Source organism: Mesorhizobium sp., assembly GCF_017306585.1.
In the GTDB taxonomy this organism is placed as follows: domain Bacteria; phylum Pseudomonadota; class Alphaproteobacteria; order Rhizobiales; family Rhizobiaceae; genus Mesorhizobium.
Window position 1 is genome coordinate 19,195 of the sequence record NZ_JAFKIC010000160.1, and the last position, 17,248, is coordinate 36,442.

A 17,248-nucleotide genomic window follows, 5' to 3' on the forward strand; every position below is an offset into this window, starting at 1 on the left:
GCAAAAACGCTGAACCGCTCTAGACTAAGCCACGCGCCCCGCGAAATACCCTTGCAACCAGCGGAGTACCCGCGCCCAGCCTTCGGCATGCTCCCCCGCCGCTTGCGCAAATCCCGCGAAACCACCATGGCAGATGGTGAGCCGCGTGCCACGAGCCGCGGGCTCCAGCAGATAGGCGACCGTCGTTTCGCGGCGGCCAAGCGTCTGGTGGTTCCAGTCATAGCACCTCGTCTGCACGATCCGGCGCGGCGCTTCGATCTCGAGGAATTTTCCGCTCGCCGGCAAACGCCTGCCGTCGGCCGTCGTGACGGTTACGCTCCAGCATCCGCCGCTGCGTGCGTCGGCCGTCCAGCGGTCCATCCTGTAGGTGTCTGCCGAACCCCACCAGCGTTCGACCTCGTCGGTGACCAATGCGGCAAAGACCTGTTCCGGCGCGACGGAAATCTCGGCCAACGCCATGATCGTCTCGCCGTTCGTCATGGCCTGGGGCGCGGAGCGCTGTAGCAGCATCGTTGTCTCCGGTGTATTTGTTTCGAAAGCGAAACGATCCTTATCCCTTGGAGGGCGGGCGCTCAAAACCCTTGCCGGTTTCGAGCAGGCTCTTGAGGCTTGCCAGCACCAGCGGCCAACCCTTGGAGACGTTCGGGATCAGCCTGTGCGGGCCATCCGCTTCATGGGTGACGGCCAGCTTCATCAACTCGCCGTCCTGCTCCATTGTGAAGGTGCAGCGCGTGTAGCCGTCTTCCCGCACCTCCGGCAGCCACTCGTTGCGCCATTTGATGACCAGCCGGCGCGGCGGATCGATCTCCAGGATTTCGCCGGAATCGGCGACGCGGCCGTCAGGGAAGACCAGCTTCCAGCTCGATCCTACTTTCCAGTCGCTCTCCTGGTAGGAGCAGAGGAAGAACTGCCGGTTGAATTCGGGATCGGTCAGCGCCTCCCAGAGTTTCTCGGGCGTGGTACGGATATAGGTCACGTAGACGAAGCTGTTGCTCACGGCTCTTCCCTTTCAAGGCGTTTCTTCAGGTCGCTGAGGGCGGCCAGCCGTCCCCGCTCGAATTTGCCGATCCAGCGCTCGGCGATCTCGTTGATCGGAACCGGATTGAGGTAGTGCTCCTTCTCCCGGCCCCGGCGCATGGTGGTGACGAGGTTCGCTTCTTCCAGGATCGCCAGATGCTTGGTCACCGCCTGGCGTGTCATGTCCATCTCGGCACACAGCGCGTTCAGCGTCTGGCCATTCCTGGCATGAAGGCTGTCCAGCAATTGCCGGCGGGTCGGGTCGGCCAGGGCGCGAAAGACGGCATCCATGCTCATGGCTCTAATATGCAACCATTTGGTTGCATGTCAAGCGCAAGCTCACATCCCGTCGACAACGGGGGTAATCGCGGGAGAAAGATCAGCGCGTGCGGGAGAACCAGAAGGCGTCGGTCATGCGTTTCATGCCGATGCGTTCATAAAAGCCGACGGCGTCGGGCATCGAAATCAGGCTGATGGCGACCGAGGGGCCGAGCTGCCGGCGCGCCTCGTCCATCAGGCCCTTGCCTATACCCAGCCCCTGCGCCTTGGCCGAGACGGCGAGGTCGCTGATGTAGCAGACCCAGGAGAAGTCGCTCAGGCAGCGGGCGACGCCGATCAGCGGTTTGCCCTCCATGTCGAGGCGGGCGGTGAGGATGAGGTTGGCGCCATCCAGCATCGCCTTCAGCCTTGCCTCGTCGCCGACAGGCCGGACCTCGCCGAGGCCCGACTCCACCAGCACGCGGCGGAACTCGGCAATGCCGAGGGTCGGTTCGCGTGCGTAGAGGACATGTGACCTTTCCGTCATGACGGCCAGAGTGCACCATCGGGCGGCGAATTCGAAGCGGTTTGTCGAGCGCTTCCTGTCCGGCGGATGGGAGGCGCACGAACAGTTGCCTTTTATTTGCCGCCGGCTTTGTGTAAACCGGCACCAGCAATCCCCCGCAGTGCAGAGAGAAGACGGGCAAAAGCCATGGAAAAATTCACCAAGCTCACCGGCGTCGCCGCCCCCATGCCGATCGTCAATGTCGACACCGACATGATCATCCCGAAGGATTATCTCAAGACGATCAAGCGCACCGGGCTTGGCACCGGCCTGTTCGCGGAAATGCGCTACAAGGAGGACGGTTCGGAGAATCCGGATTTCGTGCTCAACAAGCCGGCCTACCGCAAGGCGCAGATCCTGGTCGCCGGCGACAATTTCGGTTGCGGCTCGAGCCGCGAGCACGCGCCGTGGGCGCTGCTCGATTTCGGCATCCGTTGCGTGATCTCCACCTCGTTCGCCGACATCTTCTACAACAACTGCTTCAAGAACGGCGTGCTGCCGATCACCGTCAGCCCGGAGGATCTGGAGAAGTTGATGGATGACGCCTCGCGCGGCTCCAACGCCACCTTGTCGGTCGATCTCGAAGCCAAGGAAATCCGTGGTCCGGACGGCGGCGTGGTCTCCTTCGACCTCGACGACTTCAAGCGCCACTGCATGCTGAACGGCCTCGACGATATCGGCCTGACCATGGAAAAGGCCGGCGCTATCGCCTCGTTCGAGAAGCGCAACGCCGAGCAGCGCCCCTGGGCCTGAGCGGCACCGTCCTTTGATGGATAGACCCGGCCGTCAGGGCCGGGTTCGTGCGACTGAGGGAGGGACAGTCATGAGACATCAGTTGCTTGCCGGAGCTTGCGGCCTGGCCTTGTTGATGGCGTCCGGCGCGTTCGCGCAGACGCAGACCCAGACGCCGGCCGCGCAACCGGCGCCGGCGGCGGAAAAGCCCGCCACCGACCAGGGAACGGATGCGGCCAACGCCGCCGATGACGACAAGCAGGCGCCGGTGCCGTTCGAGGGCGGCCAGTTCACCATCACCCAGAAGGAACAGTATGGCGAGAAGGTGCTGGCCTATGACGGCAAGGAGCTGGCCAGCAATTACGATGTCTTCTTCGACAAGGTCGTCGAAGTCGGCGGCGTCAAGGTGGCGCTGTTCGACGTCGGCGACGGCGGCAACCAGTGCGGACCGGCGACGCTGATCATCTGGAAGCCTGAAGGCGGCGGAATCCAGAGCACCAAGGTCGAGCAGGACGAATGCGGCGCGCCGCCGACCGCTGTCTCCGACAACGCCATCTATTTCGTGCCCTATCTCCTGCCGGGCGACCAGAAGCCGGCGCTGCAATGGTCGCCGACGGACGGTCTGACGATTTCGGGCAACCTGACCTACATGCCCGAGCCCGGCACCGACTGGAAAGACATCGATCCGGAAAAGTACCAGAACATCATCGACGCCTTCCACAACGAGGCGATCTACAAGGAAGCGCAAAAGCTGCTCGGCAAGGACATGACCGATATGGCGACCAGCCTGCTGGTCGGCGGCGGTACCGAAAAGACCGCGTCCGGCGCCTTCTACGCCACCGGTTGCGTGCCGCATGATTGCGGCGGCAATGACGGCTTCATGGCCGTCGACCCGGCCAAGCACAAGCTCTACTTCGCCCGCCGGGGAGACGATGGCCAGCCGAAGGGCTGGCCGGCGCTGAAGGACTGGCCCGCTGACGTCAAGGAAGCGCTGGACAAGGCACAGGGCGCGGCGAACTGATTGAAGGCACCATGCACGATCCGCTTCCGTAAGGCGGATCATCGACCTCCGGATCCGCAAAGCCCGCCGCAGCGGCGCGGATGCCTATCCACCAGGGCTGGCCGATGATCGCGGCCTGCCGCGATCCCGGATCCAGAAGCTCAATTCCCGCCCAGGCTCAGCGCTTTCTTGCGATCGGCCTTGGCGCGCTTGTGGTTGCCTTTCGCCTCCCAGGAACGGCCCCGGAAAGTGTAGGCATCGGCATAGTTGGGGTAGAGCTTGATCGCCTGATTGAAGTTGGCGATCGCGCCGTCATGATCGCCCTTGCGTGCCTGCACAAGACCTCTGCCGAAGTAGCCGCCGGGACCCTTGCTGTCGATCCGGACCGCCAGGTCGAAATCAGCCAGGGCACGACCTGTATCGCCTTTTGCCATCCAGACTATGCCGCGATCGACATGTATTTTGGCGACTCCCGGACCAAGCGTGATTGCCTTGTCATAATCGGCTATGGCGCCGTCGTAGTCGCCCAAGGTCATCCGGCTGATCCCCCGGGCGTGGAAGTTCACGGGGTAGGTGGGGTCGAACTCGATCGCTTTGTCGAAATCGGCGACTGCACGCCTGTCATCGTTCTTGGCAGTCCAGGCGAAAGCACGAGCGGAGTAATAGGTGCTGGTTTCCGGCGCTAGCGCAATTGCGCTGCCGTAGTCCGTTATGGCGCGATCGTAATTACCTTTCTGAGCCCATGCGAGACCGCGATATCCGAAAGCCTCGGCATCGCCAGGTTCGAGCGCCAATGCCTGATCGAATTTGGCGATCGCGAGGTCGTACTTGCCCTTGTTGTACAGGGCTATGCCGCTGTGCGTGGCTTGCTGGGCCGTCGGCTCGGGTCCCGTCTTCGGCGTCTGCTTGGCCGCCGCTTTCGCCGCGACGGCATCATCACGCTGCTTGCGGGCATTGGCGTGGTCTGGATCAAGGCGCAAAGTCTCATCAAGATCGGAGATAGCGCGGTCGTATTGCTTTTGCCTGTTCCAGCAGAAGCCGCGATTGAACCATGCTTCGGCATCCGTTGGACGCAGCCCGATGGCCTTTGTCGAATCGGCGATGATGCCATCGCAATCGTGTTTCGCGGCTCGGGCACGGCTACGCAGCACATAGGCGTCGGCATTGTCGGGTTGCAACGCAATGATGGTGCTCAGATCCGCGATGGCTCGGTCGATCTTGCCTTTCTGGCTCCAGATGGCAGAACGGTAAAAATACGCATCGGTCGACTTTGGCGCGAGTTTGATAGCCTTGTCGTAGTCGGCCATCGCCCGGTCGGGATCGCCCTTCAATGCAAAGGTGAAGCCGCGCAAGGTGTAGGCGTTGGCATTGGATGGATCGAGGGCGATCGCTATGTTGTACTGCTCGATCGCACGATCGAATTGATTTTGGGAACGCCAGATCGCGCCCTGTTCAATAGCGTTCTCGACGATTTTCCTTCGATCCTGGTCGCCCGAACCAATTGCCGCGGCTTTGTCCTTCGCCGCCACCGCCATCTCCCGACCCTCGCGGGCAGCCGTCATTCCGGGATCGAGTTTCAGCGCCTGGTCGAAATCGGCGATGGCCTCGGCATAGTTCTTGCCGTCGGCTTGCGCCATACCGCGTCCGTAATGGCTGCCGGCGTCTTTGGGGTCGACGTCGATTGCTGCTGAAAAAGCCTGGATCGCACGCTTCAGGTCGCCTGTGGCGTACCAAGCCGTTCCTGAGCAGAAGTAGGCGTCGCTCGCTTCAGGTTTGAGCCTGGCTGCCGCGATACAATCGTCAAGCGCGCCGAGCGCGTCGCCGCTGGCCATCTTGGCCAGGCCACGACGCACGAGTGGCTTGGGCAGATGCGGAAGCTTTGCAATCGCCTTATCGTAGTCGGCGATGGCGCTGGCAAAGTCCTTCTTGGCATCAAAGGCCTTGCCGCGACCGAAATACGCAAGCGGGTTTTCAGGAGCGAGTGCGATAGCCTCTTCGTAGGCCTTGATCGCCTCGTCATACTTGCCGTCATGCGCGAAGCGATCGCCCTTTGACACGACCACCAGGACGCGTGGATCCGTATCGTCGATCAGCTTCGCCAATTTCGGATCGAAAATCCGACTATCATCGTTCTCGTCTGGCTTAGCCGTTGGCCCAGTCCCGGCCGAGGCGGCCATAGCGGCGCCCTGTCCGGTCGCCAAGTTGCCGGCTTTCCCTGCTACGTCCCTGGCAGGCTTCTCGCTGACGCTCGCCGCCGCCTTGCGGGCGACAGCATAATCGGGATTGCCGGGGTCGAGCTTGAGCGCCTCGTCGAAGTCGGCGATGGCGCCGGCATAGTCGCTCCGGTCGGCCCGCGCCATGCCGCGCGCGTAAAGGCTGGCGTCATCCTTCGCATCGATATCGATCGCGACGGAATAGGCGGCGATGGCACGCCCGGCGTCGCCCTTGGCATGCCATGCCAACCCTTTGCAGTAAAAGGCGTCATTGGCGTTCGGATCGAGTGCGGCGGCGCGGCTGCAGTCGGCGAGCGCGCCGTCGGCATCGCCAAAGGTGACCTTGGCGAGGCCCCGGTGCAGAAGCGCCTCAGGAAAGTCGGGACTGACGTCTATGGCCTTGTCGTAGTCCTCTATCGCTTTGGCGTAATCACGCTTGGCAGCCCAGGCCCGACCGCGGCCGAGATGGGCAAAGCGGTTTTCGGGATCGAGCGCGATCGCGTGGTCATAGGCGCCGATCGCCTTGTCATATTTGCCCATGTGAAGGAAGGCGTCGCCACCAAGCACGGCCTCGAGGGCGTCCGGGTCGCTCGCCGCCAGAGCCCTGTCGACCACCGCTTTGCTCTCCGCGGGTGTCATCTCGGCGACGGTGGCTGGCGGCCTCGAAACGTCCGTCCCAGCCGTCGCCTCAGGCGCTTCCGGCTGCGGCACGGCAAGCTCGCGTGCCCTGTCGGCTCGCTTCAAGGCGATGGATTTGCCGGCATCGGCGATTGCGCCATTCACATTGCCGGTGCGGGCCTTGGTCATGCCGCGTACCCGGTACGCCTGGGCGTTGGCCGGGTCGAGGCGGATCGCTTCATCCAGATCGGCAAGAGCGCCGGCATAGTCTCTCTTCAAGCCCCGGCTTTTGGCACGGTTGAAATAGAAATGGGAATTTGCCGGATTCAGCCGGATCGCTTGGTCGAACGCCGCAATGGCGCGCACATGGTCGCCCTTATCCTGCCAGGCGATGCCCTGCACGCCATAAGCCATCGCATTGGCGGGATCGGTGTCGATCGCCTGGTCGCAATCGACGAGTGCGCGGTCATACTCGCCTTTCTTGCTGAATGCCTTGGCACGACTGACATAGAGGCGGTCATCGCCCGACGTCTGCGCGATCGCGCGGGTGCAGGCAGCGATCCGCTGGTCGACCTCGACTTCGTCCTGGCTGAGGCAGGTCGCATGGTCTATGTCGGCTGCGGGCGCCGGCGTGCCGAGACCGATGAGGGCCACCATTCCCGCCAGCGACAGCCGCGAAAGCGAACCGCTTGAAAATCCTGGAACAAACGCGCGCGCCAGCGCGGCGGTGCGGCTTGACATGGTGCTGATCCCCCGGAGCAACCGCGACAGGTGCCGCGGTTACCCATATAGTTCCGTCTTTGTTCTAGAATGCAAGCAGAAATTGCAACCGTCCCCGACCGCACGGATTTCCGTTCTCCATGGACTTCAGTCAGCGGTGTCCAGGGCGAGCGGACCGGCGTGATCGCATCATGGCGCCTGCACCGCCGATCCACCCGCATTGGCCCATGGCAGGGCGGGCGCTTTCCCACAGAATGGCCGAACAACCCAACGAGGCTCCCCATGCGCAAACTGATCTCCACCGGCTCGCCGTTCGAAAAGACCGCCGGCTATTCGCGGGCCGTGGTGCAGGGCGACTGGTGTTTCGTCTCCGGCACGACCGGCTACGACTATGCCACCATGACGATGCCCGAAACCGTCGAGGCTCAGACGCGCAACTGCCTGGCGACGATCTCCAAGGCGCTCCGGGATGGCGGCTTCGACATGGCCGACGTGGTGCGGGCGCATTACTACATCACCGACCAGGCTTTCGCCGACATCGTCTTCCCGATCCTGGGCGAGACCTTCGGCGACATCAGGCCGGCGGCGACGATGATCGTTTGCCAGCTCAACAAGCCGGAGATGAAGATCGAGATCGAGGTGACGGCGCTGCGGCGTACGGCCTGAGGTGAATTGGGGCGTAAAGCCATGACGGTCCGGCGCATCGTAGCCAATATCGCAACACCGAACGCGGCGGCGGCGAAACGCTTCTACCGTGACGTGCTCGGCCTCGACGTCCTGATGGATCAGGGCTGGATCGTCACCTACGGTTCCGCGGAAGAAATGCAGGTGCAGGTCAGTTTCATGGCGCAGGGCGGTTCGGGCACGCCGGTGCCGGACCTGTCGATCGAGGTCGACGATGTCGAAGCGGCGCTGGAAGGCATGAAGGCGGCGGGCTTCGCCATCGAATACGGACCGGCCGACGAGCCCTGGGGCGTGCGGCGCTTCTATGTGCGCGATCCCTTTGGCCGGCTGGTCAACATTCTCTCGCACCAGTGACCAAGGAAGCGGCTTGCAGGCTTGCGCCGCAAGCGGTTGGCGTTTAGCAAGGCCGCGGTTCAAATTTTCTGGGACGGTTTTCTCCATGGCGACGAAGCATCTTTTCCTGCTCCCCGGCGACGGCATCGGCCCTGAGGCCATGGCGGAGGTCAAGAAGCTGATCGCGGCCATGAACGACAAGCTTGGCAGCGGCTTCGTCACCGATGAAGGCCTGGTGGGCGGCTCAGCCTACGACGCGCATGGCGCGGCGATCTCCGATGCCGACATGGAAAAGGCCATGGCGGCGGACGCCGTGCTGTTCGGCGCCGTCGGCGGACCGAAATGGGATGCCGTGCCCTACGAGGTGCGCCCCGAAGCCGGCCTGCTGCGGCTGCGCAAGGACATGGAGCTGTTCGCCAATCTGCGCCCCGCCATCTGCTATCCGGCGCTGGCGGCGTCCTCGTCGCTCAAGCAGGAGGTGGTCGAAGGCCTCGACATCCTCATCGTGCGCGAACTGACGGGCGGCGTCTATTTCGGCGAGCCCAAGCAGATCATCGATCTCGGCAACGGCCAGAAGCGCGGCATCGACACGCAGGTCTACGACACGTTCGAGATCGAGCGCATTTCGGGCGTCGCCTTCGAACTGGCGCGCACGCGCAAGAACCACGTCACCTCGATGGAAAAGCGCAACGTCATGAAGTCGGGCGTGCTGTGGAACGAGGTCGTCACCCAGACCCAGAAGGCGCGCTACTCCGACGTCAAGCTCGACCACATGCTGGCGGATGCCGGCGGCATGCAGCTGGTGCGCTGGCCGAAGCAGTTCGACGTCATCGTTACCGACAATCTGTTCGGCGACATGCTGTCCGACATCGCCGCCATGCTGACCGGCTCGATCGGCATGCTGCCTTCGGCCTCGCTCGGCGCGCCTGACGTAAAAACCAAGAAGCGCAAGGCGCTCTACGAGCCGGTGCATGGCTCGGCGCCCGACATCGCCGGCAAGGGCATCGCCAACCCGATCGCCATGATCGCGTCCTTCGCCATGTGCCTGCGCTATTCCTTCGGCATGGTTGCCGAGGCTGACAAGCTCGAGGCGGCGATCGCCGCGGTGCTCGACGATGGCCTGCGCACCAAGGATATCTTCTCCGCCGGGACCACCGAGGTCGGCACGACCGCGATGGGCGATGCGATCATCGCCAAGTTCCTGGGGTGACGGCGGTCGACGTCCGCTGGGCGACGACCGGGGATGCCGGGGCGCTTGCCATTCTGTTCTGCGAGATGGCGCGGCATTATCGGCAGGCGCCGCTCGACCACAGCCGGGCGGTCGCGACGGCCAGGCAGTGGCTTGGCGACGAAAGTCCGGCCTATCCGCATTTCGCACTCGCCTTCGCGGACGGCGAGGTTGCCGGGCTGGCCTCCATCGCGATCGCCCATCCCGGCATCGATCTCGAACGGCTGATGTTCCTGAAGGACCTGTTCGTGCTGGACAGCGCGCGAAATCACGGCGTCGGCCGCGCCCTGATCGGCTTTCTCGCCAATTATTGCGTGAGCAAGGGCATAGGCCGCATCGATCTGACGACCGAGGACCGGAACGAAGGCGCGCGGCGTTTCTACGACCGGCTCGGCGCCGAACGTCATGGCCAGAAGGTTTTCCTCAGGCTGCCGGGGCACGCGCTCAAGAGGATCGCTGGAACCTGACCTTCGCCGGCATGGATCCCCATCGGTTCTGCCCGGGCTGAGAGGGAAGGAGTCCAATGATGATAGCGGCCACTGCACCCAAGGCTGGAGCGTAGCAAAGCAAGACAAGCCAGCCGGTCAACCCCGCGTCGTGCAGGCGCCGTACGACGACCGCGATCGACGGCAGGATCGCCGCCAGCACGAAGAGCAGGCCGGGAATGTACCCGATCGAGGTCCCCGGGCTGTCGCGGAAGCCGTTTATCGCCAGGTTGAGGAGAATGCCGAAACCGAACAGCGCGCCGACTATGATGTAGAGCCAGAGGTAGAACGCCCAAAACTCCTTGCGACTGGCCCGACCGGCGAAGTTGCGGTAGTCGTCGCCAAATGCCCGCAGGAAATAGGCCCAGAGTCCCATCGGCCTGGGTTGGCGGCTTCCTACTGTTTGATCAGATTGCTCCGGTGTCCCATTTGGTGACGATGCGGAGGATTTCGCGGCGACGATTTCGTGGGCCGTCCCGTCGTCCGGTGTGAACTCGACCAGCATGCCCCTCGCAATGGTCATGTCCTGGGTCAAGTCGCCACGGCTGAAGATGTAGCGCTTGCCGTCGACGCCGTCCACGTAGCCGTAATCATGATCCTGGTCGTAGTGAATGACTTCCCCGCGCATTGCTCCCCCTTTGCGTCGCGTATGATACTACGTCAGGTTGTGTCTGATTGCAACAGCACGTTTAGCGCTAGACTCTCACGCCCGCCGGCACCGGTCCCCACTGGTTCTCGCGCGCCTGGGTCGGGATCAGGGCGAATACCAGGATGATCAGGCTGCCGAAAGTGGGGATGAAGATCACCAGATAGAGCCAGCCCGACAGGCCGATGTCGTGCAGCCGACGCACGGTCATGCCGAGCCCGGGCAGGAACGTCGCGAGAAGGAAGGTGCCGCAGAGGCCGACCGTCACCGCCGCCGAGATATCGCTGTCGAAATTGCCCAGCTCGATATCGGTGAAGATGCCGATGCCGCCGACGATCAGCAGGCAGACCACCCAGAACAGGCAATAGCCCCAATATTCCTTGCGGCGGGCGCGGCCGGCGAAGTTGAAGTAGTTTTGCGTGAGGCCGCGCCAGAAATAGCCCCAGAGATCGGTGGGCTCGGCCTGTTCGGCCGATCGGCCGAAGCGTTGCGCCTGGGATGCGCCGGCCGGCTGGATGACGGCGGCTTGAGCCGGCGCGGCGACAGGGCCGGTATCGACGGCGGGGATGGCGGCCTGTGCGCCAACGGAAAAGACGTCGCGCGCCCGGCCGCCGCCAGCCTGGAATTCGACCACCGTCCCTTTGGGCATCGGGGTCTGGCGGCGCATGGTCTCGGCGGTGAAGGTGTAGCGGTTGCCGTCCGCCCCGGTGATGAAGCCGAAGCCCTGATCCTCGTCATAGTGGAGCACTTCGCCGCGCATTGCCCACCCCCTTTGTCGCCGCGTCCCTGCCAAGATGTGGCACGTTGGCGAGCCTACGGGCAAGGCCATGCGTCACGGCTACCATGTTGGCGGCAAATCAAGCATAAGGCTCCAAATGCAGCCGCCTTCGCCAAAACAGACAGTCGACCATTCCGATTCCGATGCCGTGCACGAGGCCGCGGCGAAGCCGAAAGAATCACTGGCCATCGACGCGACAGGCCTGATGTTTTGGCCACCGGGCAAAGGCCTGGCAGGCATTCCGCGCGTGGAGAGCTTCCTGGTCAACGCGGCCCTCGCGGACCCCGACCCCGACGTGGAGGTCGTTGCGTACAGGTCTGGCGAAGGCCGGTTCCGGCCGCTTGCCCCTTTCGAGCAGGACCATGTCGCGGCAGGCGAGGTTCCGGCGCAGCGCGTCAAACGATGGCCCGGCAGACGCGCTGCGCTGTCGCATGCCTTCGAGGCGGTGAGGCAGCAGCCATGGAACAAGCGCGACACCGACCGTCATCTCGCAAAAACGGTGACCAATGGCCGTGAGGGGATCGCCTACCAGGCGACGAGGCTGTTGATCCGGGCCTATCGTCTCTATCAGCGGGCACGGGCAGGATCGGGCACACGGCCTGTCTCGCCGAACCGAGACGCGGACACAGGGCTGGGAAGGGTGCTGATCAGTCACCACATCCTGACCCAGGAGGACCGCACGGCGGTTTCCGGCAGCGCCGGCAAGCTGGCCTTTCTATGCCACGATCTCATCCCGACCCTGCGTCCCGACATGCTCGGCGCGGGCACGAGCGAGGGCCGTTTCGGCTCCTATCTCGAGCAGTTGGTTCGTTCGGGCGCGCCGGCGTTCTGCGCCTCTGACGAGGCCGGCGCCACCTTGACCGACCATATGCGCAAGGCCGGCATCGCCGCGCCGGTCGTGTACCGGTTTCCGATGCCCTCCATCCTGCACGAGACGGCGTCGCGCATGGGCGCGACCTCGCGGCTCGAAGCCGACGAACCGTTCGTGATCTACTGCTCGACCATCGAGGTGCGCAAGAACCACATCCTGTTGGCGCGGATCTGGCAGCAGGCGCTGGAGGAAGGCGTCAAGCTGCCCAGGCTCATCTGCGCCGGGCGCTGGGGCTGGATGATCGAGCCGCTGCGCGCCTTCCTCAAGGAGCATCCCGAACTGCTCCAGTCGGTCACCTTCGCCGGACTGGTCAGCGACGAGGAACTCATCCGGTATTATCGCAGCGCTACTTTTGGGGTCTTCCCCTCGCATATAGAGGGCTGGGGTTACGGCGCCTCGGAATGCCTCGATTTCGGTGTTCCGGTCATCGTGTCGACGACGCCGTCGCTGATCGAGGCGACCGGCGGGCTGATGCCGGCGATCGATTCCAACGACCAGGCAGGCTGGTATGCCGCCATCCGCAAGATGGCGGACGATCACGCCTGGCGCTCCTCGCTGGCGGAACGCATAGCCAGCGAGCATCGCCCGACACCGGCATCGGCCAGTTGGGCCGCCATCAAGGCCGGGCTGCAGGAGAGCGTGTCCCGCCAGCGCGCCGATCGTTGAGGGTCCTTCCGTCGGCCCTATGAAGGACGCTTCTTGGTCTTCTTGTGCTTCGGCGGACCGGCATTATCGAATTTCGGCTTTCCCGGCTTCTTTGCCCAGGGCTTTGCCTCGTGCGCGCCTGCCGGGCGCTGGTCGGCGGCGGCAGGCGCTCGCTTGTCGAACTTGCGCTTCGGCGCATTCGGATCGAAGGGTGCCTTGCCGCGGTGCGGTTTCTTATCCGGTTTGGGCGGCTGGTAACCGGCCCGCGACAAATCGGGCGTGCCGTCCAGCCGCCTCACCACGATGTTGCCCTGCAGCTTGCGGTCGGGGCCGATGGCGGCGAAAAACCGGTCGGCCCAGTCGGCCGATATCTGCACGAAGGTTTCTTCCGGCTGCATCTTGATGGCGCCGATCTCGCGCTTGGAAATGCTGCCGGTGCGGCACAGCATCGGGATCAGCCAGCGCGGTTCGGCGTTCTGCCGGCGGCCGACCGACAGCGAGAACCAGACGCTGTCGCCGAAATCGTCGCGGCGGCTGGGCGCATCGTCACCGCGCGCGAACTTCTCGCCCGCAGGTCTTTCACGCGAAGGCGTGAACGGCGCGGCTTCCATCAGCTCCTCGGGGGCCGAACGGCTGGAGCGGCACTGGCGCACGAAGGCAGCCGCCACCTGCTCGGCGCCGTGCTGGGCGAGAAGCGCCTCGATGAAAGCGCGCTCTTCATCCTTTACCGGCTCGTCGAAGGTGGGATCGGCCAGGATGCGTTCATCGTCGCGCCGTATCACCTCGTCGGCCGAAGGCGGGCTTGCCCAGGTCGCGGTCAACTTGGCGCTTTGCAGCAGCCGTTCGGTGCGCCGGCGGGCGCTGCCCGGCACGATCAGCGCGCTCACACCCTTGCGCCCTGCGCGTCCGGTGCGGCCGCTGCGGTGCAGCAGCGTTTCGGGATTGGTCGGCAGGTCGGCATGGATGACCAGTTCGAGGCCCGGCAGGTCGATACCGCGCGCGGCGACATCGGTGGCGATGCAGACCCTGGCGCGGCCGTCGCGCATCGCCTGCAGCGCATGGCTGCGCTCGTTCTGGCTGAGTTCGCCCGACAGCGCCACGACCGAGAAGTTGCGGTTGTTGAAGCGCGCGGTGAGATGGTTGACGGCGGCGCGCGTGTTGCAGAACACCAGCGCGTTCTTGGCTTCGTAATAACGCAGCACGTTGATGATGGCGTTCTCGCGGTCGGCCTGGGTCACGCTCAGCGCGCGGTATTCGATGTCGAGATGCTGCTTTTCCTCGCCCGCCGCCGAGATGCGCACGGCATCGCGCTGGTAGCCCTGGGCGAGCGTGGCGATGGAGCGCGGCACGGTGGCCGAGAACATCAGCGTACGGCGCTCGGCCGGTGCGGCGTCGAGGATGAATTCGAGATCCTCGCGAAAGCCGAGATCGAGCATCTCGTCGGCCTCGTCCAGCACCACCGCCCTCAGCGCCGACATGTCGAGCGAGTTTCGGGTGATATGGTCGCGCAGGCGGCCAGGCGTGCCAACGACGATATGGGCGCCGCGCTCCAGCGCGCGCCGTTCGGTGCGCATGTCCATGCCGCCGACGCAGGAGGCCACCGTGGCCCCGGTTAACTCATAGAGCCATTCCAGTTCGCGCGTCACCTGAAGCGCCAGCTCGCGCGTCGGCGCCACGGCCAGAGCCAGCGGTGCCGAAGCGGCCTCGAAGCGCTCGGCGCCGGCCAGGAGCGTCGGCGCCATGGCAAGGCCGAAGGCGACGGTCTTGCCCGAGCCGGTCTGGGCCGAGACCAGCGCATCGGCTTGGCCGAGCTCCAGGACCGCCTTCTGCACCGGAGTCAGTTCGCTATAGCCGCGTTTTTCCAGCGCCTTCGCCAGCGCGGGGACGATACCTTCGAAATTGGACATCTTGCTCTTTCGGAATTCGGGGTTTGCGCTCACCATGGAGCACATGCCGGAGCCAACACAGCGCCAGCCAAACAACTTGGCCGTTCGTACTTCGGACCACTGTCATTGTACAGCCAGTGGACACTCGGCCTGCGTCTTGCACCGCCGGCATGATTGAAAGACAGTGCTCGCTTCGGCCTTCTGTCCGAAAAACTGGACGGGATATCCATACAGGGATATGATGATATCCAAACAAGGATATCTCCATGGCTCTCTACATCAAGGATCCCCGGGTCGACGATCTGGCCGAGCAAGTCCGCATCAGCCTTGGCGCGCGCACGAAGACCGACGCCGTCCGGGCGGCTTTGCAGCATGAGCTGGAGCGGGCTTCCAGCAGAATTCCTTTGCGCGAGAAGCTGGCCGATCTGCGCGCGCGGGCGCGCAAGCAATTAGGCCCGCCGGTTGTAGGCGTCGATATGAAGAAGTTGATGGACGATCTGTGGGAGGAGGGGGAGTGAGCTTTGTCGATGCCTCGGTCATTGTCGCGATCCTCAACGAGGAACCGGGCTTCGAGGAACTGGAGAAGCGGCTCGGCGAGGCAGGCCGCCAATTCTATGTGTCGCCCCTGGTGCGCTTCGAAGCGGTCGCGGCCCTTGTGCGCCTGCGGCTTGTCGCGACGGAACACAAGGCCGATCGCGCCACGCTGATCGCTGATGCCCGCGAACTGGTTGACGGGTTCTTCCAGGCATTGAAGGCACGGGAAATCGCCCTGGACCACGGCATCGGTATCGGAGCGCTCGATGCGATGGCGAGCTATGGCAAGATGTCAGGACATGCAGCACAACTGAACCTGGGAGACTGTTTCGCCTATGCTGCGGCAACCGCCCATCGCTTGTCCCTGATCTACAGGGGCAGCGATTTCGCCCACACCGATCTGGCGTAGCGGGCACCAACGGGCGATTGACTCCTGCCGCAAACCGCGTAAAAGCCCGCTTCGAACGGGATCGTTTTTCGATGCGCGGCCTCTTGATGGCTCTTCTTGCATTCGATGCCCCCAGCCTCAATGCGAACCATTGGGCCGGGCGCTCCGACGCGTCCTCTCGTTCCAGCAAAACCATGGCCAAGAAAACCACCACCAAAACGGTGTGATTCCCTTGGCCTAACCACCCTCTCCCGGGTCCGGCCCGGGGGACGAAACCCGCATGAGGCCGGCGGGTTTTCTCCAACAACCAAGCGGAGAGGGACAGGAGATCTCTATGAGTTTCAAGGTTGCGGTAGTCGGCGCCACGGGCAATGTGGGCCGCGAAATGCTGAACATTCTGGACGAGCGCGGCTTTCCGGTCAGCGAAGTGGTGGCGTTGGCGTCGCGGCGCAGCCAGGGCACCGAAGTGTCCTTCGGTGACCGCACGCTGAAGGTCAGGGCGCTCGACAGCTACGACTTTTCCGACACCGATATCTGTGTCATGTCGGCTGGCGGCAACGTCTCCAAGGAATGGTCGCCGAAGATCGGCAAGCAGGGCTGCGTTGTCATCGATAACTCGTCGGCCTTCCGCTACGACCCTGACGTGCCGCTGATCGTGCCGGAGGTGAACCCGGATGCGGTCTCGACGTTCACGCGCAAGAACATCATCGCCAATCCGAACTGTTCGACGGCCCAGCTCGTCGTGGCGCTGAAGCCGCTGCACGATGTCGCCACCATCAAGCGCGTCGTCGTCGCCACCTATCAGTCGGTATCGGGCGCCGGCAAGGAAGGCATGGACGAGCTCTTTACCCAGACGCGCGCCGTGTTCGTCGCCGACTCGGTCGACGTCAAGAAGTTCACCAAGCGCATCGCCTTCAACGTCATCCCGCATATCGACGTCTTCCTCGATGACGGCTTCACCAAGGAAGAGTGGAAGATGGTCGCCGAGACCAAGAAGATGCTCGACCCCAAGATCAAGCTGACGGCGACCTGCGTGCGCGTGCCGGTGTTCATCGGCCATTCGGAAGCGGTCAACATCGAGTTCGAGAAGCCGATCACCGCCGACGAGGCGCGCGAGATACTGCGCGAGGCTCCCGGCTGCCAGGTCTTGGACAAGCGCGAGGACGGCGGCTACATCACGCCGCTCGAATCGGCCGGCGAGGACGCCACATTCATCTCGCGCATCCGCGAGGATTCGACCGTCGACAACGGCCTGTCGATGTGGGTCGTCTCCGACAATCTGCGCAAGGGCGCGGCGCTCAACGCGGTGCAGATCGCCGAACTGCTTATCGAGCGCGGCCTGATCCAGCCGAAGAAGAAGGCGGCCTGACGGCTGTCTGTCTAGCGCTCACGGGCCGTATCGCCGCTGCCGCGGCTGGCCCTCCGCGAGGGCGCCGGACGACCGGCGGCCTGCGGTCGCGGGCTCGGCCTTCGGCCGGGGTTCTTCCTTCTCCCCGTTTACGGCAGGGCAATCGCATATGGATTCTTGCGAAGGGGACCCCCACCCTAACCCTCCCCACAAGGGGGAGGGAACGCTGCCGCGCGCGCCCTATCCATCTTCATGTTGAGGATCGAAACCTCAGTACTGGCCGCAATCAGCGCCGACCA

General features: G+C 63.9%; 18 protein-coding genes. 10 read left to right on the forward strand and 8 right to left on the reverse strand.

From position 1 onward, the window contains the following. Positions 1-24: 24 nt before the first annotated feature. The 4 genes from J0I79_RS18515 to J0I79_RS18530 all read right to left on the reverse strand — a co-directional run bounded on the left by J0I79_RS18515 (position 25) and on the right by J0I79_RS18530 (position 1,822). Positions 25-510: an SRPBCC domain-containing protein gene (locus J0I79_RS18515; protein WP_292861857.1), complete on the reverse strand. Its 486-nt coding sequence runs from the start codon at positions 508-510 to the stop codon at positions 25-27. Positions 511-550: 40 nt separating this feature from the next. After that, the gene (locus J0I79_RS18520; protein WP_292861860.1) at positions 551-997 is read right to left on the reverse strand and encodes an SRPBCC family protein; all 447 of its coding nucleotides are present in this window, start codon (positions 995-997) and stop codon (positions 551-553) included. Continuing rightward, the gene (locus J0I79_RS18525) at positions 994-1,314 is read right to left on the reverse strand and encodes a metalloregulator ArsR/SmtB family transcription factor (RefSeq protein ID WP_292861863.1); all 321 of its coding nucleotides are present in this window, start codon (positions 1,312-1,314) and stop codon (positions 994-996) included. The genes J0I79_RS18520 and J0I79_RS18525 overlap by 4 nt, the downstream gene beginning before the upstream one ends. A gap of 82 nt (positions 1,315-1,396) precedes the next feature. Further along, a complete protein-coding gene (locus tag J0I79_RS18530) occupies positions 1,397-1,822 on the reverse strand; it encodes a GNAT family N-acetyltransferase (protein ID WP_292861866.1) in 426 nt (141 codons plus the stop codon). Between the two features lie 165 nt (positions 1,823-1,987). Between J0I79_RS18530 and leuD the strand changes: the two genes are divergently transcribed. Both leuD and J0I79_RS18540 read left to right on the forward strand, forming a co-directional pair. Then, a complete protein-coding gene (leuD, locus tag J0I79_RS18535) occupies positions 1,988-2,593 on the forward strand; it encodes a 3-isopropylmalate dehydratase small subunit (protein ID WP_137930324.1) in 606 nt (201 codons plus the stop codon). 70 nt (positions 2,594-2,663) lie between these two features. Further along, positions 2,664-3,593 (forward strand): hypothetical protein, encoded by a 930-nt coding sequence (locus J0I79_RS18540; RefSeq protein WP_292861871.1) that lies wholly within the window; start codon positions 2,664-2,666, stop codon positions 3,591-3,593. 140 nt (positions 3,594-3,733) lie between these two features. Here J0I79_RS18540 and J0I79_RS18545 read toward each other — a convergent pair whose 3' ends face one another. Further along, positions 3,734-7,144, reverse strand: a complete 3,411-nt coding sequence (locus J0I79_RS18545; protein WP_292861874.1) for a tetratricopeptide repeat protein — start codon at positions 7,142-7,144, stop codon at positions 3,734-3,736. A gap of 261 nt (positions 7,145-7,405) precedes the next feature. On the opposite strand from J0I79_RS18545, the gene J0I79_RS18550 reads away from it, so the two are divergent. The 4 genes from J0I79_RS18550 to J0I79_RS18565 all read left to right on the forward strand — a co-directional run bounded on the left by J0I79_RS18550 (position 7,406) and on the right by J0I79_RS18565 (position 9,835). Continuing rightward, complete coding sequence (locus tag J0I79_RS18550; RefSeq protein WP_292861877.1) at positions 7,406-7,789, forward strand: RidA family protein; 384 nt, start codon at positions 7,406-7,408, stop codon at positions 7,787-7,789. 21 nt (positions 7,790-7,810) lie between these two features. Further along, on the forward strand, positions 7,811-8,161 hold the full coding sequence (locus J0I79_RS18555) for a VOC family protein (RefSeq protein WP_292861880.1): 351 nt from the start codon (positions 7,811-7,813) through the stop codon (positions 8,159-8,161). Positions 8,162-8,246: 85 nt separating this feature from the next. Next, positions 8,247-9,350, forward strand: coding sequence for a 3-isopropylmalate dehydrogenase (gene leuB / locus J0I79_RS18560; protein ID WP_292861883.1), 1,104 nt, complete (start codon positions 8,247-8,249; stop codon positions 9,348-9,350). Next, complete coding sequence (locus tag J0I79_RS18565) at positions 9,347-9,835, forward strand: GNAT family N-acetyltransferase (protein ID WP_292861885.1); 489 nt, start codon at positions 9,347-9,349, stop codon at positions 9,833-9,835. The genes leuB and J0I79_RS18565 overlap by 4 nt, the downstream gene beginning before the upstream one ends. Here the strand turns inward: J0I79_RS18565 and J0I79_RS18570 are convergent. Beyond that, the gene (locus tag J0I79_RS18570) at positions 9,813-10,481 is read right to left on the reverse strand and encodes a DUF805 domain-containing protein (protein ID WP_292861888.1); all 669 of its coding nucleotides are present in this window, start codon (positions 10,479-10,481) and stop codon (positions 9,813-9,815) included. The genes J0I79_RS18565 and J0I79_RS18570 overlap by 23 nt on opposite strands. A 67-nt stretch (positions 10,482-10,548) precedes the next feature. Then, positions 10,549-11,259 (reverse strand): DUF805 domain-containing protein, encoded by a 711-nt coding sequence (locus J0I79_RS18575; RefSeq protein ID WP_292861891.1) that lies wholly within the window; start codon positions 11,257-11,259, stop codon positions 10,549-10,551. 115 nt (positions 11,260-11,374) lie between these two features. On the opposite strand from J0I79_RS18575, the gene J0I79_RS18580 reads away from it, so the two are divergent. Then, complete coding sequence (locus J0I79_RS18580) at positions 11,375-12,814, forward strand: glycosyltransferase (RefSeq protein WP_292861894.1); 1,440 nt, start codon at positions 11,375-11,377, stop codon at positions 12,812-12,814. Between the two features lie 17 nt (positions 12,815-12,831). Here J0I79_RS18580 and J0I79_RS18585 read toward each other — a convergent pair whose 3' ends face one another. Next, on the reverse strand, positions 12,832-14,700 hold the full coding sequence (locus tag J0I79_RS18585) for a DEAD/DEAH box helicase (RefSeq protein ID WP_292861897.1): 1,869 nt from the start codon (positions 14,698-14,700) through the stop codon (positions 12,832-12,834). A 245-nt stretch (positions 14,701-14,945) separates the two neighbouring features. Here J0I79_RS18585 and J0I79_RS18590 point away from each other — a divergent pair, with 245 nt between their 5' ends. From J0I79_RS18590 to J0I79_RS18600, 3 genes are all read left to right on the forward strand, one after another. Further along, positions 14,946-15,197: a type II toxin-antitoxin system VapB family antitoxin gene (locus J0I79_RS18590; protein WP_292861900.1), complete on the forward strand. Its 252-nt coding sequence runs from the start codon at positions 14,946-14,948 to the stop codon at positions 15,195-15,197. Continuing rightward, the gene (locus tag J0I79_RS18595; RefSeq protein ID WP_292861903.1) at positions 15,194-15,622 is read left to right on the forward strand and encodes a PIN domain-containing protein; all 429 of its coding nucleotides are present in this window, start codon (positions 15,194-15,196) and stop codon (positions 15,620-15,622) included. Before J0I79_RS18590 ends, J0I79_RS18595 begins: the two co-directional genes overlap by 4 nt. Before the next feature lie 313 nt (positions 15,623-15,935). Further along, positions 15,936-16,970: an aspartate-semialdehyde dehydrogenase gene (locus tag J0I79_RS18600; protein ID WP_292861906.1), complete on the forward strand. Its 1,035-nt coding sequence runs from the start codon at positions 15,936-15,938 to the stop codon at positions 16,968-16,970. The last annotated feature ends 278 nt before the right edge of the window (positions 16,971-17,248 follow it).